A 22,795-nucleotide genomic window follows, 5' to 3' on the forward strand; every position below is an offset into this window, starting at 1 on the left:
AGGCGCTTCTCTCAGCCGGAGCGGGGGCCCGCCCGGTTCAGAGCTGCAGCTTGAAACCCACATGTGAGGCGGTGAAGCCGAGCCGCTCGTAGAAACGGTGTGCGTCGGTCCGAGTCCGGTCGGAGGTCAGCTGGACCAACTGGCAGCCCTGACGCCGGGATTCCTCGATCGCCCACTCGATGAGCTGCGTTCCCAGGCCGCTGCCCCGTTCATCGGCATGGACACGGACGGCTTCGATGATCGACCGGATGGAACCCCGGCGCGACAGGCCGGGAATGATCGTGAGCTGAAGGGTGCCGATCACCCGGCCCTCGCGAACGGCGACGACCAGGTGCTGGTTCGGGTCGGCCGCCAGGCGCTCCCACGCGGTCAGATAGGGGGCCAGGTCCTCCGGAGTCTCGCGCTGGGCGCCGAGGGGGTCGTCGGCGAGCATCGCGACGATCGCCGGCACATCGGCGGCCGTCGCGGCCCGCATGTCAAGGTCTCCCATGACCGGCACCCTACGTGGGCAGTCCAGACCTGGTGGCAGCCAGGGAGGCTCAGCCCGCCGCCACGGTGACCGGGGCGAAACGCCGCGTCCAGTCGCCGGGCAGGTCCGGGATCCCGTAGGTCATGACCGAGCTGATGGCGACGGAGGCGAGTCCCCGTTCCTTCGCCCAGGCCAGCAATTCCTCATGGCGTACGTCGATGTCGGTGCGCAGGGGCCGGTCGGTGTGGGCGGCGAGGGAGGCGAGAAGCGCCTTCGCCATCTCGGTGTCCCGTGCGATCAGCGGACCGATGACATGGGTGTCCATGTTGGGCCAGGCGGCCGCGTAGCCGACGATTCTGCCGTCCTCCTCGGCGACGCACAGCCGGTCGGCGAGGGCGGGCAACCTGGTCACGATGTGAGTGCGATCGGTTCCGAACACCTCCTCGTCGAGCCGGAGGATGCCGCCGAGGTCCTCGGCGGTTGCTGCCCGTGTCGCGCCCTGGAGAGCCGACCCATCGTGGGTGAAGCGTCCGCGCAGCATCTCGGCTCGGCCGGTGACCTTGAAGCCGAGTTCCTCATACAGCGGCCGGCCGTACGGAGTCGCGTGCAGTGTCAGCGGGGTGGTACCCATCACCGAGACGACATGCCGCATCAGGCGGCGCCCGATGCCCTTGCGGGCGTGCCGTTCCGCGACCAACACCATCCCGATGGCCGCGAGATCGGGTCGGTCCAGCAGCCCGTACTCGGTGACGACACAGGCGCTGACCAGACCGCCCTCCGGGTCGTCGATGCCGTATCCCTTACCCGCCGTGAGAAGGAAGCTCCACTTGTGCTCCTCGCGTGGCCACCCCCGATCCTCGGACAGGTCCGCGCAGGCGCTCAGATCGCGCAAGCCCAGACGGCGGATGGAAAGATCTGCAAGAGAAGGAATCGGCACGCAGGTCAGGCTGTCCGACGGGTGTACTCGCCGTCCACCTCTTTCCGGTGAGGAACAAGGGCTTTTGGCCATGTCATGGCAGGCGCGCAGCCTGCGGCCGGTACCCGATGTTTCACGTGAAACAGAGGCCAACGACGATCGCCCGGCAGCCGGCCCCAACGGCGGCCCGGCACCAGCCGGTTAGCCTCGGTGCCATGGCGCGACTTCATCTCTTCGACCTCGACGGCACATTGCTGCGCGGCACCTCGTCGCCCGTCGAGATCTCACGGCAGTTGGGGCTGGAAGCCGAGACGGTTGCGCTCGACGAGGCGATCTCAACAGGGCTGATAGCCCCTCCCGAATATGCGACCCGTGTGCACGCCTTGTGGGCGGATCTCACGGACGCTCATGTGACGGCGGCTTTCGAAGGAGCCCCGTGGCTGGAGCGTATTCGCGAGGTCTGGGCGGAGATCAGGGAGCGGGGCGATTACTGTGCCGTGGTGTCGCTCTCCCCCTCCTTCTTCGTGGAGAGGCTCATCGGCTGGGGGGCGCACGCGGCCTATGGGTCGCGTTTTCCCGCCGTGCCGTTCACCGAGCCCGTGGATCCGGCCGGAGTTCTGAGTGCGGCGGCGAAAGTCGAGATCGCCGCTCGCTTGTGCGAGGAGTTCGGGGTGACGGCGGCCGACTGCGTGGCCTACGGCGACTCCCTCTCGGACCGGGATCTGTTCGCTGTGGTGCCGGTCTCCGTCGCGGTCAACGCGGACCGTCATCTGTCCGGCATCGCCACTCACTCGTACATGGGCGGAGATCTGTGGGAAGCGTATGAATTGGTTCGCCAGGCCCGGTAATCGAGGGAATCGGTGGTTCGCTGGACCGGACTCGGTTGCGCGACGCGGCAGGGCAATGCAGCCTAACGGGACGGACAGATCGAAGACCCGCGTTTCCGGTTACCCGGTCGCGGCATCCGTAGGGGCGGGATGCTGCGGCGAGAGTGCTGCCCCTGAACGAAACAGGAAAGCAGGCCGTCCACGGAAAGGTTCGAGACGAGGCACATCATGGACGCTCCGGCCCCCACGTCGGCCGCTGCCCTGATCCGTCGGACGATGGCCGAGGTCACTCCCATCGCCGACAAGGTCACCTCGTACTTCTACGCGCTGCTCTTCGTTCGCCACCCCGAACTGCGCTCACTGTTCCCGGCGGCGATGGACACCCAGCGGGACCGGCTGCTCAGAGCCCTGCTCACCGCGGCCGAGCACATCGACAACGCCGAGGTCCTCGTCCCCTACCTGCAGAACCTGGGCCGCGGTCACCGCAAGTACGGCACCCGCCCCGAGCACTACCCGGCCGTCGGAGAGTGCCTCATCGGCGCGCTGAGCAAGTACGCCCCCGACATCTGGGACGCGGAGACGGAAACGGCCTGGGTCCGGGCGTACACGACGATCTCACAGGTCATGATCGACGCCTCGGCCGCGGACCACCTCGTCGCCCCCGCCTGGTGGAACGGCGAGATCGTCGCGCACGACCTCAGGACGCCGGACGTCGCCGTGGTCACCGTCCGCCCCGACCAGCCCTACCCCTTCCTCGCCGGCCAGTACGCGAGTGTGGAGACGCCGTGGTGGCCGCGGATCTGGCGGCACTACTCCTTCGCCTCGGCACCTCGTTCGGACGGCCTGCTGACCTTCCATGTGAAGGCCGTTCCCGCGGGCTGGGTCTCCAACGCCCTGGTGCACCGCGCCCGTTCCGGCGACGTCGTCCGGCTCGGGCCGCCGGCCGGTTCGATGACCGTCGACCACACCACCGACAACGGTCTGCTCTGTCTGGGCGGAGGGACTGGCATAGCGCCCATCAAGGCACTTGTCGAGGACGTCGCCGAACACGGCCACCGACGGCCCGTCGAGGTGTTCTACGGCGCCCGCACCGACCTGGGCCTCTACGACCTCGACACGATGCTCCGGCTCCAGCAGGCCCACCCCTGGCTCTCGGTCCGCGCGGTCGTGGACCGACAGGCCCACTCCCACCTTCCGGACGCCGTACGGTCGTACGGCCCCTGGAACCGGTACGACGCGTATCTCTCAGGACCGCCCGGCATGATCCGCAGTGGTGTGGACGTCCTCAGGAGTCTCGGCATTCCGTCGGAGCGGATACGGCACGACTCGGTGGAGGAGTTCGTCGCCGTGGGGATCTGATCCCGGTCTCAGCCCAGGTCGGGGGCGTGCATGGCGCGTACGCCCTCGATGTTGCCGTCGAGGTAGTGCCGCAGGGAGAGCGGGACGAGATGGACGGAGGCGATCCCGACACGGGTGAACGGCACCCGGACGATCTCGTACTCGCCCGCCGGCTCATCCACCTCGGGGCCGTGCCGCTGGGATGTGTCCATCGACTCCAGGCGGCACACGAAGAAGTGCTGGACCTTCACGCCGGTCGCGCCACCGTCCTCGCCGATGTGCTCGACGGTGTCGACGAAGCAGGGCACCACGTCGGTGATCTTGGCGCCGAGCTCCTCGTGCACCTCGCGGTGCAGGGCGTCGACGACGGTCGTGTCCCCGGGCTCGACCCCGCCACCGGGAGTGACCCAGTAGGGATCGACACCGGGCTTGGTGCGCTTGATCAGGATCAGGTCGTCGCCGTCGAGGAGGACGGCGCGGGCGGTGCGCTTGACCACGGGTCGGACGGTCATGGGGGGAATGTGGCCCGGATGGTTCCACGTGAAACATCGCAGCACGTCACTGGCCGAGCTCACCCGGTGACCGCGACAAAAGCCCTGGTCAGCACCAGTCGGAAGCGGCTTGGAGCAGCCATTCGTGGGCCCGCGCGATATGCGGCATCGCGAGGGTGCCGGTGCGGACCACCAGGAAGTACGTCCGCAGGGGCGGCACCGGGGGCTCGTGCAGGGCGACGACGTCCCCGCGTTTGAGGGCGGCCGTGCACAGATAGCGGGGCAGCACCGCGAGCCCGGCGCCCGCGACGGCGCAGGCGAGGACCGCACGCAGGTCGGGGACGATGACCGTGCCCGGGGAGGCCGGGCGCGAGTCGAAGACGGAGGCCCAGTAACGGGAGACGAAGGGCAGGGACTCGTGCACCTCGATCACCGGGACGTCCTCCAGGGCGGGCGCCGCCTTCCCGCGCGATCCGGGACCGGTCTGTTCGGCCCGGGCCGGGGAGGCGACCAGGACGTGCTCCTCGTCGCAGAGCGGAGTCGCCGTGAGGAGCGCGCCGCGCGGACGGGCCGTACTGATGGCCAGATCGTGATGGCCCGCGGCGAGTCCTTCCAGGGTTTCCTCGGCGTTCCCGAAAGAGGCGCGCAGGGCGAACCCCTGGCCGTCCTCGCCGGTCAGCTCCGTGAGGGCGGGCAGGGCCCGCTCGGCGGTGAACTCAGGGGGACCGGCGAGATGCAGGGTCCGTAAGGAGGAGTCCTCGTCGAGGCCGGTCTCGGTGATCTCCACCAGGGCGTCCAGATGCGGGGCGGCCTTGTGCGCGAGTTCGTCGCCGATGGTCGTCGGGGTCACCCCGCGGGCCTGGCGCAGGAACAGGGGGCGGCCCAGCTGCCGTTCCAGTGTGCGGATCTGGGAGGTCACGGCCGGCTGCGACAGGCCGAGCAGGGCGGCGGCGCGGGTGAAGGAACCGGCCCGGTGCACGGTCACGAAAGTGCGCAGCAAGGCCAGATCCATGGTTCGCCCTCCCCAGTCCCCTGCCCTTCTCCCGGCCCCAGGCAGGGCCCAACTATAAATAAGTCGATAGGTCTCTGTCGCTACTGTGATTGGACACTGACAGAGAGTCAACTAGCCTTGGTCGCGCGGTTCTTCGCGCGCGGAACCGAGGACGGTCCGAGCCACGAGGGGGGAGGCTCGGACCGTCCGTCCCGCCTGGCCGGACCGCGACGGCACCCGTAAAGGGGGCTCTGATGTGGTCATTCGGACGACTCGTCCAGGGCGCGGAGCACATCCGCCACCAGGTCCTCGGGATCCTCGGCGCCGACAGAGAACCGGATGAAGCCCTCCGGCACCGGGTCCCCGCCCCAGCGTCCGCGCCGCTCGGCCGTGGACCGTACGCTGCCGAAGCTCGTCGCGTCGTCCACCAGCCGCAGCGCCTCGAGAAAACGCTCGGCACGCGCACGCGTGGGCAGCGTGAAGGACACGACGCTGCCATAGCGGCGCATCTGCTGTGCGGCGACCTTGTGCGCGGGGTCGTCGGGCAGACCCGGATAACGCAGCCCGCTCACCTCGGGCCGCTCCCGCAGGGCCTCGGCGACGGTCAGGGCCGTGGCGCACTGCCGGTCGACCCGCAACTGGAGGGTGGCGATCGAACGGTGGGCGAGCCAGGCCTCCATGGGGCCCGGGATCGCACCGACGATCTTCCGCCAGCGGCGCACGGCCGCCATGGCCTCGGCGTGGCGCCCGACGACGTAACCGAGCAGGACGTCCCCGTGTCCGGTCAGCTGCTTGGTGCCGCTGGCCACGGCGAAGTCGGCCCCGAGCTCCAGAGGCCGCTGACCCAGGGGCGTGGCGAGCGTGTTGTCCACGGCCACCAGCGCGCCCTGTGCGTGCGCCGCCTCGGTGAGGCGGCGGATGTCGCACACGTCGAGGCCGGGGTTGGAGGGTGTCTCCAGCCACAGCAGCTTCGCCCCGTCGAGGACGTCGAGCTGGGCGTCCCCGCCGGTCGGCGCCGTGCGCACCTCGACGCCGTAGGCCTCCAGCTGGGCACGGACCAGGGGCAGCACCTGGTAGCCGTCGTCGGGCAGGACGACGACATCGCCCGCGCCCACCTGGGAGAACAGCACGGCCGCGGTGGCGGCCATGCCGGAGGCGAAGGTGAGCGTCTGGACGTCCTCCCGTCCCGGTGCCTCCAGCTCGCCGATGGCGCGCTCCAGCAGGTTCCAGGTGGGGTTCTCGTCGCGGCCGTAGGTGTACGGGCCGCTCACGTCGCCCGGGAGGTGGAAATGGGCGGCGAACACCGGCCCGGGCAGGGTCGGTTCGTTCTTGACCGGCTCGGGCAGTCCCGCCCGCACCGCGCGCGTGCCGTCACCGTCGCTCACGGACGTACCCGAATCGTTCATGCCGCTCACCTGCTCGCGTACCGCGGCGAGCAGACCCTCGCTCGCCGCCCCCACCATCTCAAGGCACTCCTCGAAGCCGTCCAGGCCCCCGTAGTACGGGTCCGGCACGTCGAGGTCGTCGCCCGCCGCGGCGTCGTAGGAGCGCAGCAGCCGGACCTTGGCCGCGTCCTCCGGGGTGGGCGCCAGGCGGCGCAGGGCCCTCAGATGGCCGCTGTCGAGGGCGATGACGAGGTCGAGGCGGGCGAACCAGGACGGCTGGAACTGACGGGCCGTGTGGGCGCTCTCGTAGCCGGCCTCCTCCAGTACGGCGACGGTGCGCGGGTCGGCACCGTCGCCCTCGTGCCAGCCGCCCGTGCCGGCGCTGTCGACCTCGACCAGGTCGTGGAGACCGGCCTCCCGCACGCGGGCACGGAAGACCGACTCGGCCATCGGGGAACGGCAGATGTTGCCCGTGCAGACGAAGCAGACGCGATAAGTCATCGCCCGGTCAGTCCTCGTCGGGCAGGACGACGTGCAGCGCCCACGAGACCACCGAGATGATCAGCCCGCCCAGGACCGCGGTCCAGAACCCCTCGACGTGGAAGCTCAGGTGGAGCTTGCCGGCCAGCCACGAGGTGAGCAGCAGCATCAGGGCGTTGACGACGAGGACGAACAGGCCGAGCGTGAGGATGACGAACGGGAGGGAAAGCACCTTCACAATGGGCTTGATCAGGAAGTTCACCAGGCCGAAGATCAGCGCGACGCCGATCAGGGTGCCGACCTTCTTGCCCGTGCTGTCACCGGTCAGAGTGATCTTGTCGAGCAGCCAGACGGCGACCGCCAGGGCACCCGCGTTGGCGATCGTCTTGACTACGAAATTCTTCATGTGTCTGATCGTGGCAGACGAGATCGACCATGAGCAGAGGGACGAGGGCGGCAAGAGAGATGAAGGCATTCCGACTGGACGAACTGGAGGCGGAGCGCGCCTCCAACGACGGCGCCTACCTGCAGTTTCTGCGGGAACGGAACATGTCGGTCGGGCTGTACGCGCTCAATGCCGGCGAACATGATCCACAGAAGCCGCACAACCAGGACGAGGTCTACTTCGTGGTGAGCGGCCGCGCCTCGATCACCGTCGGTCTGGAGACGACTGAGGTGGCGCGCGGCAGCGTGGTGTATGTGCCGGCCGGGGTCGCCCACAAGTTCCACCACATCAGCGAGGACCTGAGGGTGCTCGTGGTGTTCTCTCCGCCGGAGAGCTGAGCCGCGGCCTCAGGGTTCCCTAGGGGTTCGATCAGGGGAGGACAAGGGCTGCGAGGCCCCCGCCGGGACCCCTGCCCGCCCTAGCATCGAGGGCAGGACAAGAGAAGGATCCGGCCTCGCGGGACCGGGTCGTCGACGGGACCCGGCAGCAGCGGCGGGCGGAAAGGACAGGACGAGAGCAATGGGAGAGATCTTTTCGGGACTGCCGTGGTGGGTGAAGTGGATCGCGGTGCCGGTCATCGCCCTGGTCGTGTTCGGCGGGCTGATAGCCACCGTCGTCGGCTTCGTCATCGGTCTGCTCTTCAAGGCGCTGGTCTTCGTGGCGCTGGTCGGTGGACTGATCTACGTCGTACGGAAGTTCACATCGAGCTCCTCGTCGCGCGGCGACTGGTGAGGGCCCCGGGGCACCGGTGAGGTAACAGGAATCATCGGTTCCCTCGGGCGGGGGAAGTTTCCCGGACGGGCCGTCCCTGTGCGGTGGGGGGCGATTAGAGTCCGGAAACCGACGCGGGCAAGACCCCGCGGGCGGCGCCCCCTCCCGTGTCTCCCCGCACGGGCTGCCCCCCTCGCGCTTCGGGAGTGACCCCTTGGCCACGGTAGACACCGCAGTCACAGCCCCCCACGCACCCTTCACCCCACTCCAGACGGCCGTCTCCGCGCCGGGTCGCCTCAGGCCCCCCGAACAGCCGGGCCCCTCCGCACAGGAGCGCGCGGCGGCCGCCCCGGCATCGACGGCCTCGGCGTCGACGGCCACCTCGCGACCACGGTCCCGGGCGCCGGAGCAGGTCACGCCCCCGTCGGGGAGGCGCCTGCCGACGCCCCCCGCCACGCCACCCCAGCAGTCGACCCTGATCGGATCCGTCCAGCGTGCGATGCGCCTGCTGGAATGCGTCGCCGGTCACGAGCACGGAGCCCCCGCCAAACAACTGGCCCGCGAGACCGGCCTGGCGCTTCCCACGGCATATCACCTGCTGCGCACGCTGGTGCACGAGGGCTATCTGCGCCGGGACAAGGGGTTGTTCTTCCTCGGCGACGCGGCCGAGCGGCTGAGCAGCAGCGGAGCACAGGAGAAACGTCGCAGCACGATGGTCGACGCGCTCGCCAGCTGGCGTGACGCGATCGGCGTCCCGGTGTACTACGCCGTGTACCGGGACGGCGAGATCGAGGTCATGTGCGTCTCCGACACCCCGGGCAACCCGGCGGTCGAGGAGTGGGCCGATTTCCGTGAGACCGGGCACGCGCACGCGATTGGGCAGTGCCTCCTGTCCCAGCTGGACGAGGAGGCGCGTCGCGACCATCTCGACCGCTACCCCGTGCAGGCCATCACGCCGTACACGGTGCGTGACAGTCACACCCTGTTGCGGCGGCTCGAGCGGACCCGTCGGATGGAGCCCGTCACCGAGCGACAGGAGTACGCGCTGGGGACGATCTGCGCGGCGGTCCCGATCACCATCGGTACGACAGCCGCGACGATGGCCATCTCCCTGCCCGCGCATCAGGCCGACCGTCTGCCGGCGGCGGCGCGGCGACTGCAGAACGAGATCGGACGCCTGCTGGGGGCGCTGGCCCTCTCTATCAGTATCTGAAAACTCACTCCTTGTGATCTATCGCTCACTTTCAGCAAGATGCCTGCAGTGTCAGGGGAGCATTCCCAGCTGTTCGGCTTCATATGACGGGGTAGGCGATGCGCGAGTCCGTACAGGCAGAGGTCATGATGAGCTTCCTCGTCTCCGAGGAGCTCTCCTTCCGTATCCCGGTCGAGCTGGGGTACGAGACGTGTGATCCCTATGCCGTTCGGCTGACTTTCCATCTGCCGGGCGATGCCCCGGTGACCTGGGCGTTCGGCAGGGAGCTGCTGATCGACGGGGTGGGCAGGCCGTGCGGCGAGGGCGATGTGCGGGTCTCGCCCGCCGAGGTGGACTCGCTGAGCGAGGTGCTGATCCGGCTTCAGGTGGGCGGTGACCAGGCGCTGTTCCGTTCGTCGACGGCGCCGCTCATCGCGTTCCTGGACCGCACCGACAAACTGGTGCCGCTCGGCCAGGAGGGCGCGCTCGCCGAGTTCGACGCCCACCTGGACGAGGCGCTGGACCGCATCCTGGCGGAGGAGCAAAGCACCGGGTGAGGTGTGCGCGGGGGCGGCCGGAATGGAACGCAGTAACGCTTTTTCGGTCGACGTGTGCGCCCCTGCGCCTCGTCCCTCAGTGCTTGCGGCGCCGCCCCTTCCCCGTGCGGGCCGCGGCCGGTGGGATGCCGGCCGCCGTCGTGCCCGGTGCCGTCTCCCGTGACGGGCGGTCGGCCGAGACCACGAGCGCCGCGAGCAACGTCGTGACCGGGACCGAGGCGACCAGCCCGATCGATCCCACCAGCGTGCGCACGATCTCCTCCGCCACCAGCTCGCTGTTGGCCACCGTGCCCACACTGCTCTGCGCGATGGAGAAGAGCAGCAGCAGGGGCAGCGCGGCACCGGCGTAGGCGAGGACCAGGGTGTTGACGACGGACGCGATGTGGTCGCGGCCGATGCGGATGCCGGCGCGGTACAGCCCGCGCCATCCCGTCGAGGGGTTCGCCTCGTGCAGTTCCCAGACCGCCGAGGTCTGAGTGACCGTCACGTCGTCGAGGACACCGAGCGAGCCGATGATGACGCCCGCGAGCAGCAGACCGCTCATGTCGATCGACGGGTACAGGCCGTGGATCAGGCCGGTGTTGTCGTCCGTGTTGCCCGTGAGCGCTGCCCAGCCGATGAACAGGGAGCCGAGGAAACCGATCAGCACCAGCGAGATCAACGTGCCGAGCACGGCCACGGACGTGCGGGCCGACAGCCCGTGGCACATGTAGAGGGCGATCAGCATGATGGCGCTCGACCCGATCACCGCCACGAGCAGGGGATTCGAGCCCTGCAGGATCGCGGGCAGGATGAAGAAGTTCAGGATCAGGAAGCTGACGGCCAGCGCGACCAGCGCCATGACGCCCCGCAGCCGTCCCACGATCACGACGGCGAGCGCGAAGATGCCGGCCAGCAGGGCCATCGGGAACCGCCGGTTGACGTCGGCCACCGAGTACTGCAGGTCCTTGGGGGCCGAGGGCTCGTAGGCGGCGACCACCTTCTCGCCCTGGTGCAGCTGCCGCGACTGGTCGGGCTGCACGATCTCGGTGAACGTACGGCCCTTGTCCTTGCCGGTGTCGACCCGGATCGTCGCCTTCTTGCAGGTGCCCTTCTCCTGCTGCTGGGCGGAGGAACCCCCGGCGGCGGAGGTGTCACCGAGCGAACTCCCGCCCGAGGCGTTCACCGACTTGCAGCTCACGGAGACGACCTTGGTGACCGTCGCCTGCTGGGTCTGCCGGTCGAAACCCACCCCGGTCCGCTGGTGCGAGGGGGCGCCGCCCGGCCACAGCACCACGAGCCCGACGACCACGGCGGCGGCGAACGGGATGAGGACGGCCGCGATGACCTTGCGCAGATGCTGGGACACGGGGGCAGCCGGACCATGGCTGTGACTGTGACCGTGCCCGCTGTGGCCGCCCGCATCATGCCCCTGCCCGCCATGGGAGCCCGTGTCGGGCCCGTGTCCCTGCCCGGGGACGGGGGAGCCGTGTCCGTGATGGGGTTCGTGGCCGTCGGCCCCATGGGTGCCGCCGTATCCCGGGCCGTGCCCAGGGGGCGGCTCCGGGGGCGGGTACGAGGGCTGGTGTGTCGTGGTCACCGGCAGATCATCCCAACTACGGCAGAGGCCCACTGTTCACCGCGCCACATATGACGCTAGCGTGAAGGCACCTTTGCACACGCGGGAGCTCGGAGCACCGGGCTGAGAGGGCGCTGACCTCCGTCCCAGCCATGTTTCACGTGGAACATCACCGAAGTCGAGTGATGTTCCCCACGAAACGTCGGCAGACGGAAACCGCTGCGTCGACCGCCGAACCTGTTACCGGGTAATGCCGGCGTAGGGAGTAGGTCTCATGACCAACAAGGACGCACGCACGCCTGCCTCCACGCAGTTCGACGGGGAGAACGGGAAGTCCATCGGCTGGCACAAGGCGTACATCGAGGGTTCGCGCCCCGATCTGCGGGTGCCGGTCCGTCAGGTGCACCTCACCAACGGGCAGTCGGTCACGCTGTACGACACCTCGGGTCCGTACACCGATCCGCTCACCGACACGGATGTCCGCAGGGGGCTCGCCCCGCTGCGCGAGAACTGGATCGTCGCCCGTGGCGACACCGAGGAGTACGCGGGGCGGCCCGTCCGCCCGGAGGACGACGGGGTCAAGCACACCTCGCCCCGCGGTGGCCTGCGCAATCTCGACGCCGTCTTCCCGGGACGGCCGCGCCAGCCGCGTCGCAGCCGCGACGGCAAGGCGGTCACGCAGCTCGCGTATGCCCGCCGCGGCGAGATCACGCCCGAGATGGAGTTCGTGGCCGTCCGGGAGAACGTCTCACCGGAAGTCGTCCGCGAGGAGATCGCCGAGGGCCGGGCGGTCCTGCCCGCGAACGTCAACCACCCGGAGATCGAGCCGATGATCATCGGCAAGCGGTTCCTGGTGAAGGTCAACGCGAACATCGGCAACTCCGCGGTCACCTCCTCCATCGAGGAGGAGGTCGAGAAGATGACCTGGGCGACCCGCTGGGGCGCCGACACGGTCATGGACCTGTCCACCGGCCGCAACATCCACACCACCCGCGAGTGGGTGCTGCGCAACTCCCCCGTCCCCATCGGCACGGTGCCGCTCTATCAGGCGCTGGAGAAGGTCGACGGCCGGGCCGAGGAGCTGACCTGGGAGATCTACAAGGACACGGTCATCGAACAGGCCGAGCAGGGCGTGGACTACATGACCGTCCACGCGGGCGTGCGCCTTCCGTTCGTCCCGCTCACCGCCAACCGCAAGACCGGCATCGTCTCGCGAGGCGGCTCGATCATGGCGGCGTGGTGCCTGGCGCACCACAAGGAGTCGTTCCTGTACGAGAACTTCGAGGAGCTCTGCGAGATCCTCGCCGCGTACGACGTCACGTACTCGCTCGGGGACGGTCTGCGTCCCGGTTCGATCGCTGACGCCAACGACGAGGCGCAGTTCGCGGAGTTGCGGACGCTCGGGGAACTCAACCGGATCGCCAGGCGTTTCAACGTACAGACCATGATCGAGGGCCCGGGGCATGTCCCGATGCACAAGATCAAGGAGAACATCGACCTTCAGCAGGAGATCTGCGATGAAGCTCCGTTCTATACCCTCGGCCCGCTGACGACGGACGTCGCGCCGGCGTACGACCACATCACCTCCGGCATCGGTGCCGCGATGATCGCCTGGTGGGGCACGGCGATGCTGTGCTACGTCACTCCCAAGGAGCACCTGGGGCTGCCCAACCGGGACGACGTCAAGACCGGCGTCATCACCTACAAGATCGCCGCCCACGCGGCCGACCTCGCCAAGGGGCACCCCGGGGCGCAGGAGTGGGACGACGCGCTGTCCGACGCCCGCTTCGAGTTCCGGTGGGAGGACCAGTTCAACCTTGCCCTGGACCCGGACACGGCCCGTGAGTTCCATGACGAGACCCTCCCGGCGGAGCCGGCCAAGACGGCTCACTTCTGCTCGATGTGCGGGCCGAAGTTCTGCTCCATGAAGATCAGCCACACCATCACCGAGCGGTTCGGCGGTGAGGCGGCCGACGGGGCGTCGCAGGAGGAGATCGCGGAGGGGATGCTGCAGAAGTCCAAGGAGTTCGCGGCGAGCGGCAACAGGGTGTATCTGCCGATCGCCGACTGACGAACGCCGGAGCGCCGTCCCGCCACCGGCCGGGACGGCGTTTCCTCCACCGGGACCCGGCGTCTCTCAGTTCGCGGACGCGGTGTCCCTGAGCACCACGCGGACGGCTCGGTAGTGCCAGCCGTCCTGCTCGCCGGCCTCCCACTCCAGCGCGACGACCTGGCCGGCGGACAGAGAGCGGAACTCCGGCATCTCGATCGCCGAGAAGTGCGCCCAGCAACCGCCGGGCGTCTGCGGGGAGTCGAGGACCCCCCAGCCCTCTTCGTCATGCCACACGCGCACGCTTGCATCGATCACCGCGGACTCCAAACAACGCTCTGCTCAAGGCCGTCAGGGCACCAGGACGATCTTGCCAGTCGTCTGCCTGGCCTCGATCGCGCGGTGGGCCGCCGCCGCTTCGGACAGCGGGTAGGTGTCCTGCACCAGCACCCGCAGCCGGCCCGTCTCGATCCGCTCGGTGATGTGATCCAGCAGCGCGCCTGACGGCTCGGCCGTGACCCAGACGTAGCGCAATCCGCGGTCGGCGGCCTGGCGGTCGTCGGTTCCCGGATCGATCGACGCGCCGATGAGCAGACCCCCCGGCCGCAGCACGTCGAGGGAGTGCGGGCCGTAGGATCCGCCCACCAGGTCGAGGACCACGTCCACGGGCGCCACGGCGGTCCGGAGGTCGGTGGTGGTGTAGTCGACCAGTTCGTCGGCGCCCAGTCGGCGCAGCAGGTCGTGACGGGCCGCCCGCGCGGTGCCGATGACGTGCGCCCCCAACTCCTTGGCCAGTTGCACCGCGACATGCCCGACGCCGCCGGCCGCCGCGTGGATCAGCACCCGGTCGCCCGGCCGGACCCCCGCCAGCACGGCCAGTGCCTGCCATGCGGTCACAGCCACCAGCGGCACGGCACCCGCGTGCACCAGATCGAGGTTCTTCGGCGCGAGGGCCAGCGCCTCGGCCGGCGCGACGGTGAACTCGGCGTACGCTCCGTGCCGGCCGACCGCCAGCATGCCGTACACCGCGTCGCCGGGCGCGAACCGTGTCACGCCCTCGCCGACCCGCTCGACGACCCCGGCCACGTCGTTGCCCGGCGTCCACGGCAGGGTGACCAGCTCCGGCACCCGGCCGGACCGCAGCACCGCGTCTCCCGGGTTGACCCCGGCACCGGCGACGCGGAGAAGCACCTCACCCGGCCCCGGTTCGGGCACGTCGGTCTCCGTGTACACGAGCGCCTCGGGGCCGCCGAAGGCGGACTGGACGACGGCATGCATGCGGGCGGACATCAGGTCTCCTCGGCAGGGGGCGTGGTGTGTCCATGATCGGCCCGCTCAATGCTCCGGCGGAAGACGGCACTTGTGCGATGCCGGGGTTCCTCCGGACCGGGCGGTCCGCCGCGGAGCATCCCCGCCCGGGCGCAGGCGAACGCCGCCGCCGTACAGGCCGAAGACGCGCGACGCGGCGAACGTGCCGTCCGTAAGGCCGCCGACTGCCGCCGACTGCGGCCGGCTGTCCGGCTTGCGCTCCTCCGAGGGGCCTGAGCGGTGGGAGGCGCAAGCCGGTGGTCACTCCGGCTGGTGCTCCGGGCCTCCGAAGTCCGGGCTGGTGTAGTCCGGGCTGGTGAAACTCGGGCGGTGACCGCGTGCCGGGCCGTCGTCCGGGCTGGTGAAGCCCGGGCGGTCGTAACCGAGATGCGGGATGCGGCTGGTCGGCGCCTGCGGGGCGGGGTCGTGCAGGGCCGCCGTGCCCGGGTCGGCCAGTGCGTCGCACAGGAACGGCAGGATCCCGCGCTCCAGCAGCGCCTCCCGCCAGGCCTCCCTGGCCCGGGTCACCTCCTCGTTCAGTTCGCCGTACGGTCCCGCCTCCAGCGAGGGGCTGTTGCGCAGGGCCGTCAGGAGCAGCCCGACGGCGGCGACGAGGATCGCGGCCGCGGTCAGGGCGCCGAACACCCAACCCGCCGTCAGGAGGGTTTTTCCGAACATCTGTTTGGGAGCGACGGACCTGATGATGTAGCCGACGAGCAGGAATATCGCCGCGGCCGTTCCGGCGAGGACAGGGGTGAGGACGGCGGCGACGGCGACGGCGCCCGCGCCGGCCGGCTCGGCGGCCTCGCCGAGGGTGGTGGCGAGCCCCATCGCGCCCGCGCCCGACTCCGCGGAGCCGGATTCACGGGAGGACGACGGGGTGGACGACGCCGGCTGGCGCAGTTCCTCGCGGACCTTCACGTAGTGCTGGTACTCGGTCGCCGCGGCCACCGTGATGAGGGCGGTGGCGTTCAGCGCCATGGTGCGCAGCTGTTCGGGATTCAGCCGCTGTCCCACAGCGGCCAGTTCCGGGCGGTGTGGGGCGGAGCGCAGCGCCTCGTCGAGGACCCGCTCGTACTCCTGGCGGTCCTCACTCAGCAGGTGCTGCGGAACGCTGTTCATGTGCATCCCCCGATGCTCCGTAGGGCTTGGGGCTCGCATGCCAACGAGCCGTCGGGCAGAAACGGAGGGGAGCCTGCTACGGATAAGCCGATGGTAGAGCGGGGACGGCACGCGGTGACAGGGGGTTTCCGGAAATTGGGCCCTGGCCAGGGCCGTTCTCCGTGATCCTCCGTGTGGCCGCGCCTGCCCCGAGAACGGTCAGATATCCAGCGGAAGTTGCTGGACCAGCAGCTTTCCGGCCATGGTCACTCCGCCGTCCATCGCGATGGCCAGGCCGTCCGCGTAGACGTGCGGTCCCTCGACCACCGGCTCGGGGCGCTCCTCGCCGTCCTCGGAGCCGACCTCGCCCAGCAGATAGGGAATGGGGCTGTGGCCGTGAACGATCCGGGTGCCGCCGTACGTATCCAGCAGGGAGCGTACGGCGTCCGCACCGCCCTCGTCGCGGAAGGAGAAACGTTTGGTGAACTTGCGGAACAGGTCCCAGCACTCGTCGGCGTCGTTACGGGTGAGTGTCTCGCGGACCGTGTCGTTGACCGCCTCGATCGAGTCGCCGTAGTCGAGGTAGGCGGTGGTGTCGGAGTGGACGAGCAGATAGCCGTCGACCTCCTCGACCGCGTCGAGGCGGGCCATCCACTGCAGGTGGTGGTCCTGCAGCCGGTCCATGTCCGTCTTCTGTCCGCCGTTGAGCAGCCAGGCCGCCTGGAAGGTGGCGGTGCCGGCGCCGGAGTTGACGGGGGTGTCGCCGAACCGCTTGGCGCCGAGCAGCAGCAGCTCGTGGTTGCCCATGAGGGCCTTGCAGTAGCCGCCGGCCGCGGCCGCCTCGGCGGACAGCCGCATCACCAGCTCGATGACACCGATGCCGTCGGGTCCGCGGTCGGCGAAGTCGCCGAGGAACCACAGCCGGGCGGTGCCCGCGCACCAGTTGCCCGCCACGTCGATCAGCCCCTGCTCCCGCAGGGCGGCCAGCAGCTCCTCCAGATAGCCGTGCACGTCCCCCACGACGTACAGCGGCCCCACGCCCTCCCCCTGCTGCGGGATGCCCGCGGACACCGCGTCGACGTTCCCGCCGAGCGGGTCACCGGGGTGGACGACCGGCAGATCGCGCTCGGTGGGCGTGTACCCGTCGGGATACATCTCCTCCTGGGGCGGTACGACGTCTCCGGGGTGCGTGCTGTGGCCGTACGGACCGGTCTCGTGGACGTACGCAGGCACCCGGAAGTCGCGCAACGTCGCCGTCCGCTCCACCTCGGGTCCCTGACCGGCCCCCTGAGTCATCAGACCCCTCCACCATCGCGCCGCATCTGCACCGCTTCGGACTGCCTGGTCGCAGCGGCCCGCGGTGTCGTGGGCCCATCATAGGAATGCGGATCGCGCCATGTGATGACCCAGGGGTGGTGAATCGGAGCAAGAGTCCAGTTCACCGCGGCTTTCGCCCCGATTGGGCAGGGGTTCGACCGCTGCTGACAGCGCTTGTTTCACTCCTCTTCGGGCGAACGCGGCGGGCTGACGGTCGTGCGCGGCGGACGTCGCTGGGACGAGGTACGGACGATCAGCTCGGTCGGTATCACCTGCTCGACCGGTTGGTCCGATTCGACCCCCTCGATCGCGTCGATGAGCAGCTGCACCACCGCCGTGCCGATCCGGCGCGGCTTCAGTGAGAGCGTGGTGATCGGCGGCTCGGTGCTGGCGTACACCGTGGATTCGCTGCAGCAGACCAGAAGCAGGTCGTCCGGTACGCGCAGGCCGTAACGGCGGGCGGCGGCGAGCAGATCGGTGCCGTTCGGGTCGAACAGTCCGTAGACGGCGTCCGGCCGGTCGGGGCGGGCGAGCAGGCGGTCGGCGGCGACGGCGCCCGCGCACGGGTCGTGCGCGGGGTAGGCCTCGTACACCGGGTCCTGGCCGACGCGCTCGCACCAGCGCAGGTACGCCGTCGTCGACAGATGGGTGTACGTGTCCGTCGTGGTCCCCGTCAGCAGGCCGATGCGGCGGGCGCCGGCGTCGGCGAGATGATCGAGGATGCCGAGGACGGCCGCCTCGTGGTCGTTGTCGACCCACGCGGTGACCGGCAGCGCGCCGACCGGGCGGCCGTCGGAGACGACCGGTAAACCCTGCCGGACCAGTTCGCTGACCACCGGGTCCTGGTCGGACGGGTCGATGACGACCGTCCCGTCCAGGGCGACGTTCGACCACAGGTCGTGGCGCGAGGTCGCCGGCAGGATCACCAGCGCGTAGCCGCGGGCGAGCGCGGCGGAGGTTGCGGCGCGCGCCATCTCGGCGAAGTACGCGAACTCGGTGAAGGTGAAAGGTTCATCCCCGTACGTCGTCACGGTCAGGCCGATGAGTCCCGACTTGCCGGTACGGAGGGTCCGGGCCGCCGCCGAGGGGCGATAGCCCAGCCGGTCGGCGACCTCACGGACATGGCGTCGGGTGGCGTCCGGGAGCCTGCCCTTGCCGTTCAGGGCATCGGAGACGGTCGTGATGGAGACTCCGGCGGCGGCGGCGACGTCTCTGATGCCCGCCCGACCCGGCCGACTGCCTCGACGTGAGGTTTCCGCGCGGCTCACCTGGTGCTTCCCTGCTGCTGTCATGGCGAGCCGATAGTAGGGCTCATGCGGTGGGGTAGGGCGGACGCATATGCACGCGTTGACAGGCACGTTTCTGCATGGTCATTTACCGTCAACTACCTTTGAAACAAAGTCAGTTGAACGATCCAATGGCATTACGTGACTTGTCGGCACGCATGAGCCTGCCAACCCCCCGATGTCTCGAAGAGGTCTCAACTCACCTGCATGGGTGATGCGCGCCAGGGCGTGAGCCACCGGCGCACAGATATATCTGGCCGCGCCCCTGGACCGGTCCATGATTCGTCTGGCTTCGCACGAGATGCCCCTGATGCGGGCGGGGGCGGATGCGGTCGGCCGGGCCGCCGTACCGGGTCCGGCCGCCCCGTACGCAACGGCGCCGAATCCTCATAAGGTGTGGAGTATTGGAAGCCGGCGGCGTGGACGGGCCGCCGGTGGTCGCGAGGAGGACCGCTGTGAGTGAGACGAGCCCCAAGCTGCGCGCCGAGCTGGAGGGGATCCCCACCTACAAGCCGGGCAAGCCTGCCGCGGCCGGTGGCCCGGTGGCCTACAAGCTGTCCTCCAACGAGAACCCTTATCCGCCGCTGCCCGGCGTGATGGAGACCGTGACGGCCGCGGCCTCGTCCTTCAACCGCTACCCCGACATGGCCTGCACGGGCCTGATGAACGAGCTGTCCGACCGCTTCGGCGTCCCGCTCTCCGACCTGGCGACCGGCACCGGTTCGGTCGGTGTCGCCCAGCAGCTGATCCAGTCCACGGCGGGCCCCGGCGACGAGGTCGTCTACGCCTGGCGCTCCTTCGAGGCGTATCCGATCATCACGCAGATCAGTGGCGCGACCTCGGTCCAGGTGCCGCTGACACCCGGGGATGTGCACGACCTGGACGCCATGGCCGACGCCATCACCGACCGCACGCGGCTGGTCTTCGTCTGCAACCCCAACAACCCGACGGGCACGGTGGTCGGGCGTGCCGAGCTCGAGCGCTTCCTGGACCGGGTGCCGGGCGACGTGCTGGTCGTGCTGGACGAGGCCTACCGAGAGTTCATCCGCGATCCGGAGGTCCCGGACGGGGTGGAGATCTACCGGGAGCGGCCCAACGTCTGCGTGCTGCGCACGTTCTCCAAGGCGTACGGCCTCGCCGGCCTGCGGGTCGGTTTCGCGATCGCCCATGAGCCGGTGGCGGCGGCGCTGCGCAAGACGGCCGTGCCGTTCGGTGTGAGCCAGATCGCGCAGGAGGCGGCGATCGCCTCGCTGCGGGCCGAGGACGAGTTGATCGGGCGGGTCGGCTCGCTGGTGTGCGAGCGCACGCGCGTGGTCGACGCGTTGCGCGCACAGGGCTGGACCGTGCCCGAGACGCAGGCCAACTTCGTGTGGCTGCGGCTGGGGGAGCAGACGGTCGCTTTCGCGGCTGCCTGTGAGCAGCACGGTGTCGTGGTCCGGCCGTTCCCGGGCGAGGGTGTGCGGGTGACGGTCGGGGAGACCGAGGCGAACGACATCTTCCTGAAGGTGGCGGAGGGCTTCCGCAAGGAGCTGTGACGTTCGCCGGGCGGGATGGCTGACGTGATCGTCGAGCTGTGATGGCCGGCGTGAGCTGCGGGGCGTCTTGGTTTCACGTGGAACAGAGGCGCCCCGAGCGCCAGATGCCGACCGGTCCCGTCCAGGTGTGACCTATCGGACCCCCTTCAGGGCCCCCCGCCGGTCCTATGCCGAACTTCCATGCGCCATAATTGCTTGTGAATGTGAACGCTTTCACAAGCGCTCGCTGAGCGTAAGTTCCACCAGCCTGTGAGGTAAGGAGCGGCGACGTGGACCTGGCTTTGGCGCCGGAGACCCTGGCGCGATGGCAGTTCGGCATCACCACCGTCTACCACTTCCTGTTCGTCCCCCTGACGATCTCGCTCGCCGCCCTGACGGCCGGCCTTCAGACCGCATGGGTGCGCACGGAGAACGAGAAGTACCTCAGGGCGACGAAGTTCTGGGGCAAGCTCTTCCTGATCAACATCGCGATGGGTGTGGTCACGGGCATCGTGCAGGAGTTCCAGTTCGGCATGAACTGGTCCGACTACTCGCGGTTCGTCGGTGACATCTTCGGAGCCCCGCTCGCCTTCGAGGCCCTGATCGCCTTCTTCTTCGAGTCGACCTTCATCGGCCTGTGGATCTTCGGCTGGGACAAGCTGCCCAAGAAGATCCATCTGGCCTGCATCTGGATGGTCTCGATCGGTACGATCCTGTCGGCGTACTTCATCCTCGCGGCCAACTCCTGGATGCAGCATCCGGTCGGCTACCGGATCAACAAGGCCAGGGGCCGCGCCGAACTCACCGACTTCTGGGCCGTCCTGACCCAGAACACCGCGCTGGCGCAGGCCTTCCACACGCTCACCGCGTGTTTCCTGACCGGCGGCGCGTTCATGGTCGGCATCGCGGCCTTCCACCTGTTCCGCAAGAAGCACGTCCCCGTGATGAAGACCTCGCTGCGACTGGGCCTGATCACGGTGGTCATCGCCGGAATGCTCACCGCGATCAGCGGGGACACGCTCGGCAAGGTCATGTTCAAGCAGCAGCCGATGAAGATGGCCGCCGCCGAGGCACTGTGGGACGGCCAGAAGTCGGCGCCGTTCTCGGTCTTCGCCTACGGCGATGTCAGCAAGGGCCACAACACGGTCGAGCTCTCGGTCCCCGGCGTGCTGTCCTTCCTCGCCGACGACAACTTCAACTCCTATGTCCCCGGCATCAACGACACCAACAAGGCCGAGCAGGCCAAGTACGGGCCCGGGGACTACCGGCCCATCATCCCCGTCACCTTCTGGGCGTTCCGCTGGATGATCGGCTTCGGTATGGCGTCCTTCGCGATCGGCCTGCTCGGACTCTGGCTGACCCGCAAGAAGTTCATGCTGCCCCAGCATCTGAGGGTGGGCGAGGACGAGGTGCCGCATCTGGTCCTGTTCCGGAACAAGGCGCTCAATCCGAAGCTCAGCAGGCTGTACTGGCTGGTGGCCATCTGGACCCTGGGCTTCCCCCTGATCGCCAACTCCTGGGGCTGGATCTTCACCGAGATGGGCCGGCAACCATGGGTCGTCTACGGCGTCCTGCAGACCCGGCATGCGGTCTCCCCCGGTGTCTCCCAGGCTGAGGTCCTCACCTCGATGATCACCTTCACAGCGCTGTACGCGATCCTCGCCGTCGTCGAGGTCAAGCTGCTGGTGAAGTACGTCAAGGCCGGTCCGCCCGAGCTCACCGAGGCCGACCTCAACCCGCCCACGAAGATCGGCGGCGACTCCCGTGACGCCGACAAGCCGATGGCCTTCTCGTACTAGGCCCAGGGAGATCGAGTCATGCAACTTCACGACGTCTGGTTCGTCCTCATCGCCGTCCTGTGGACCGGCTACTTCTTCCTGGAGGGCTTCGACTTCGGGGTCGGCATCCTCACCGGGCTGCTGGCCCGCGACCGGCCCGAGAAGCGGGTGTTGATCAATACCATCGGCCCCGTCTGGGACGCCAACGAGGTGTGGCTGCTCTCGGCGGGCGGCGCGACCTTCGCCGCCTTCCCCGAGTGGTACGCCACCCTGTTCTCCGGCTTCTACCTGCCGCTGCTGCTCATCCTGGTCTGCCTGATCGTGCGCGGAGTCGCCTTCGAATACCGCGCGAAGCGGCCCGAGGAGAACTGGCAGCGCAACTGGGAGACCGCGATCTTCTGGACCTCGTTGCTCCCCGCGTTCCTGTGGGGTGTGGCCTTCGGCAACATCGTGCGGGGCGTGAAGATCGACAAGAACTTCGAGTACGTCGGCAACGTCTGGGACCTGCTCAACCCGTATGCCCTGCTCGGTGGCCTGGTGACGCTGACACTGTTCACCTTCCACGGAGCGGTGTTCACGGCGCTCAAGACCGTCGGTGACATCCGGGAACGGGCGCGGAAGCTGGCCCTCAAGGTGGGGCTCGTGGCGGCCGCGCTGGCGCTGGTGTTCCTGCTGTGGACGCAGGTCGACAGCGGCGATGCCAAGAGCCTGGTCGCGCTCGTCGTGGCCGTGGCCGCCCTGGTCGCGGCGCTGGTGGCGAACCAGGCGGGGCGGGAGGGATGGTCGTTCGCACTGTCCGGGGTCACGATCGTGGCCGCGGTGGCGATGCTCTTCCTCTCCCTCTTCCCGAACGTCATGCCGTCGTCGCTCAACGGGGACTGGAGCCTCACGGTCACCAACGCCTCGTCGAGCCCCTACACCCTGAAGATCATGACCTGGTGCGCCGGGATCGCCACGCCGATCGTGCTGCTCTACCAGGGCTGGACCTACTGGGTGTTCCGCAAGCGGATCGGTACGCAGCACCTCGCCGAGGCCGCGCACTGATTCCGGTTTGGGGCATGTTTCACGTGAAACATGCCCC

The 22,795-nt window shown here is 69.1% G+C and carries 22 protein-coding genes and 1 pseudogene; 10 read left to right on the forward strand and 13 right to left on the reverse strand.

Annotated features, from left to right (window positions below; all coding sequences use genetic code 11):
* Positions 1 to 37: 37 nt before the first annotated feature.
* Positions 38 to 490 (reverse strand): GNAT family N-acetyltransferase, encoded by a 453-nt coding sequence (locus tag MKW14_RS12500; protein ID WP_240862163.1) that lies wholly within the window; start codon positions 488 to 490, stop codon positions 38 to 40.
* A 49-nt stretch (positions 491 to 539) separates the two neighbouring features.
* On the reverse strand, positions 540 to 1,406 hold the full coding sequence (locus MKW14_RS12505) for a GNAT family N-acetyltransferase (protein WP_240862168.1): 867 nt from the start codon (positions 1,404 to 1,406) through the stop codon (positions 540 to 542).
* Positions 1,407 to 1,600: 194 nt separating this feature from the next.
* Between MKW14_RS12505 and MKW14_RS12510 the strand changes: the two genes are divergently transcribed.
* Together MKW14_RS12510 and MKW14_RS12515 are read left to right on the forward strand one after the other, a co-directional pair.
* The gene (locus MKW14_RS12510) at positions 1,601 to 2,233 is read left to right on the forward strand and encodes an HAD family hydrolase (RefSeq protein WP_240862170.1); all 633 of its coding nucleotides are present in this window, start codon (positions 1,601 to 1,603) and stop codon (positions 2,231 to 2,233) included.
* 207 nt (positions 2,234 to 2,440) lie between these two features.
* On the forward strand, positions 2,441 to 3,571 hold the full coding sequence (locus MKW14_RS12515) for a globin domain-containing protein (RefSeq protein WP_240862171.1): 1,131 nt from the start codon (positions 2,441 to 2,443) through the stop codon (positions 3,569 to 3,571).
* Positions 3,572 to 3,579: 8 nt separating this feature from the next.
* Here the strand turns inward: MKW14_RS12515 and MKW14_RS12520 are convergent, their stop codons facing one another.
* The 5 genes and pseudogenes from MKW14_RS12520 to MKW14_RS12540 form a co-directional block, all read right to left on the reverse strand.
* Positions 3,580 to 4,062: an NUDIX domain-containing protein gene (locus tag MKW14_RS12520; protein ID WP_133048330.1), complete on the reverse strand. Its 483-nt coding sequence runs from the start codon at positions 4,060 to 4,062 to the stop codon at positions 3,580 to 3,582.
* An 88-nt stretch (positions 4,063 to 4,150) separates the two neighbouring features.
* Positions 4,151 to 5,053, reverse strand: a complete 903-nt coding sequence (locus MKW14_RS12525; protein WP_240862173.1) for a LysR family transcriptional regulator — start codon at positions 5,051 to 5,053, stop codon at positions 4,151 to 4,153.
* 239 nt (positions 5,054 to 5,292) lie between these two features.
* On the reverse strand, positions 5,293 to 6,438 hold the full coding sequence (locus tag MKW14_RS12530; RefSeq protein ID WP_240862338.1) for a cystathionine gamma-lyase: 1,146 nt from the start codon (positions 6,436 to 6,438) through the stop codon (positions 5,293 to 5,295).
* 66 nt (positions 6,439 to 6,504) lie between these two features.
* Positions 6,505 to 6,918, reverse strand: a pseudogene (locus MKW14_RS12535) (low molecular weight protein-tyrosine-phosphatase); the annotation flags it as partial.
* Positions 6,919 to 6,925: 7 nt separating this feature from the next.
* Positions 6,926 to 7,303: a phage holin family protein gene (locus MKW14_RS12540; RefSeq protein ID WP_240862175.1), complete on the reverse strand. Its 378-nt coding sequence runs from the start codon at positions 7,301 to 7,303 to the stop codon at positions 6,926 to 6,928.
* A gap of 59 nt (positions 7,304 to 7,362) precedes the next feature.
* On the opposite strand from MKW14_RS12540, the gene MKW14_RS12545 reads away from it, so the two are divergent.
* The 4 genes from MKW14_RS12545 to MKW14_RS12560 all read left to right on the forward strand — a co-directional run bounded on the left by MKW14_RS12545 (position 7,363) and on the right by MKW14_RS12560 (position 9,802).
* Positions 7,363 to 7,680 carry a cupin domain-containing protein gene (locus tag MKW14_RS12545; protein ID WP_240862178.1) on the forward strand — a complete coding sequence of 106 codons (318 nt, stop codon included), beginning with the start codon at positions 7,363 to 7,365 and terminating at the stop codon, positions 7,678 to 7,680.
* Between the two features lie 181 nt (positions 7,681 to 7,861).
* Complete coding sequence (locus MKW14_RS12550) at positions 7,862 to 8,074, forward strand: DUF5326 family protein (RefSeq protein ID WP_240862180.1); 213 nt, start codon at positions 7,862 to 7,864, stop codon at positions 8,072 to 8,074.
* A 415-nt stretch (positions 8,075 to 8,489) separates the two neighbouring features.
* Complete coding sequence (locus MKW14_RS12555; protein ID WP_240862340.1) at positions 8,490 to 9,266, forward strand: IclR family transcriptional regulator; 777 nt, start codon at positions 8,490 to 8,492, stop codon at positions 9,264 to 9,266.
* A 98-nt stretch (positions 9,267 to 9,364) separates the two neighbouring features.
* On the forward strand, positions 9,365 to 9,802 hold the full coding sequence (locus MKW14_RS12560) for an SsgA family sporulation/cell division regulator (protein WP_240862182.1): 438 nt from the start codon (positions 9,365 to 9,367) through the stop codon (positions 9,800 to 9,802).
* 76 nt (positions 9,803 to 9,878) lie between these two features.
* On the opposite strand, the gene MKW14_RS12565 is transcribed toward MKW14_RS12560, so the two are convergent.
* Positions 9,879 to 11,381 (reverse strand): YibE/F family protein, encoded by a 1,503-nt coding sequence (locus tag MKW14_RS12565; protein ID WP_240862184.1) that lies wholly within the window; start codon positions 11,379 to 11,381, stop codon positions 9,879 to 9,881.
* Between the two features lie 253 nt (positions 11,382 to 11,634).
* Between MKW14_RS12565 and thiC the strand changes: the two genes are divergently transcribed.
* Positions 11,635 to 13,431, forward strand: a complete 1,797-nt coding sequence (thiC, locus tag MKW14_RS12570) for a phosphomethylpyrimidine synthase ThiC (protein ID WP_240862186.1) — start codon at positions 11,635 to 11,637, stop codon at positions 13,429 to 13,431.
* A 66-nt stretch (positions 13,432 to 13,497) separates the two neighbouring features.
* On the opposite strand, the gene MKW14_RS12575 is transcribed toward thiC, so the two are convergent.
* From MKW14_RS12575 to MKW14_RS12595, 5 genes are all read right to left on the reverse strand, one after another.
* The gene (locus MKW14_RS12575; RefSeq protein WP_240862187.1) at positions 13,498 to 13,728 is read right to left on the reverse strand and encodes a S1 domain-containing protein; all 231 of its coding nucleotides are present in this window, start codon (positions 13,726 to 13,728) and stop codon (positions 13,498 to 13,500) included.
* 33 nt (positions 13,729 to 13,761) lie between these two features.
* The gene (locus MKW14_RS12580) at positions 13,762 to 14,700 is read right to left on the reverse strand and encodes an NADP-dependent oxidoreductase (protein WP_240862189.1); all 939 of its coding nucleotides are present in this window, start codon (positions 14,698 to 14,700) and stop codon (positions 13,762 to 13,764) included.
* A gap of 279 nt (positions 14,701 to 14,979) precedes the next feature.
* Positions 14,980 to 15,846, reverse strand: a complete 867-nt coding sequence (locus MKW14_RS12585; protein ID WP_240862191.1) for a hypothetical protein — start codon at positions 15,844 to 15,846, stop codon at positions 14,980 to 14,982.
* Between the two features lie 192 nt (positions 15,847 to 16,038).
* Positions 16,039 to 17,115, reverse strand: coding sequence for a metallophosphoesterase (locus MKW14_RS12590; RefSeq protein WP_240862193.1), 1,077 nt, complete (start codon positions 17,113 to 17,115; stop codon positions 16,039 to 16,041).
* Positions 17,116 to 17,315: 200 nt separating this feature from the next.
* Positions 17,316 to 18,428: a LacI family DNA-binding transcriptional regulator gene (locus MKW14_RS12595; protein WP_240862195.1), complete on the reverse strand. Its 1,113-nt coding sequence runs from the start codon at positions 18,426 to 18,428 to the stop codon at positions 17,316 to 17,318.
* Between the two features lie 449 nt (positions 18,429 to 18,877).
* Here MKW14_RS12595 and hisC point away from each other — a divergent pair, with 449 nt between their 5' ends.
* The 3 genes from hisC (at position 18,878) to cydB (ending at position 22,758) form a co-directional block, all read left to right on the forward strand.
* Complete coding sequence (hisC, locus tag MKW14_RS12600) at positions 18,878 to 19,957, forward strand: histidinol-phosphate transaminase (protein WP_240862197.1); 1,080 nt, start codon at positions 18,878 to 18,880, stop codon at positions 19,955 to 19,957.
* 269 nt (positions 19,958 to 20,226) lie between these two features.
* Positions 20,227 to 21,735: a cytochrome ubiquinol oxidase subunit I gene (locus tag MKW14_RS12605; protein ID WP_240862198.1), complete on the forward strand. Its 1,509-nt coding sequence runs from the start codon at positions 20,227 to 20,229 to the stop codon at positions 21,733 to 21,735.
* 18 nt (positions 21,736 to 21,753) lie between these two features.
* Positions 21,754 to 22,758 (forward strand): cytochrome d ubiquinol oxidase subunit II, encoded by a 1,005-nt coding sequence (cydB, locus tag MKW14_RS12610; protein ID WP_240862201.1) that lies wholly within the window; start codon positions 21,754 to 21,756, stop codon positions 22,756 to 22,758.
* Positions 22,759 to 22,795 lie beyond the last annotated feature (37 nt).

The sequence above is a fragment of the Streptomyces gilvus genome (assembly GCF_022513565.1).
GTDB lineage: Bacteria > Actinomycetota > Actinomycetes > Streptomycetales > Streptomycetaceae > Streptomyces > Streptomyces gilvus.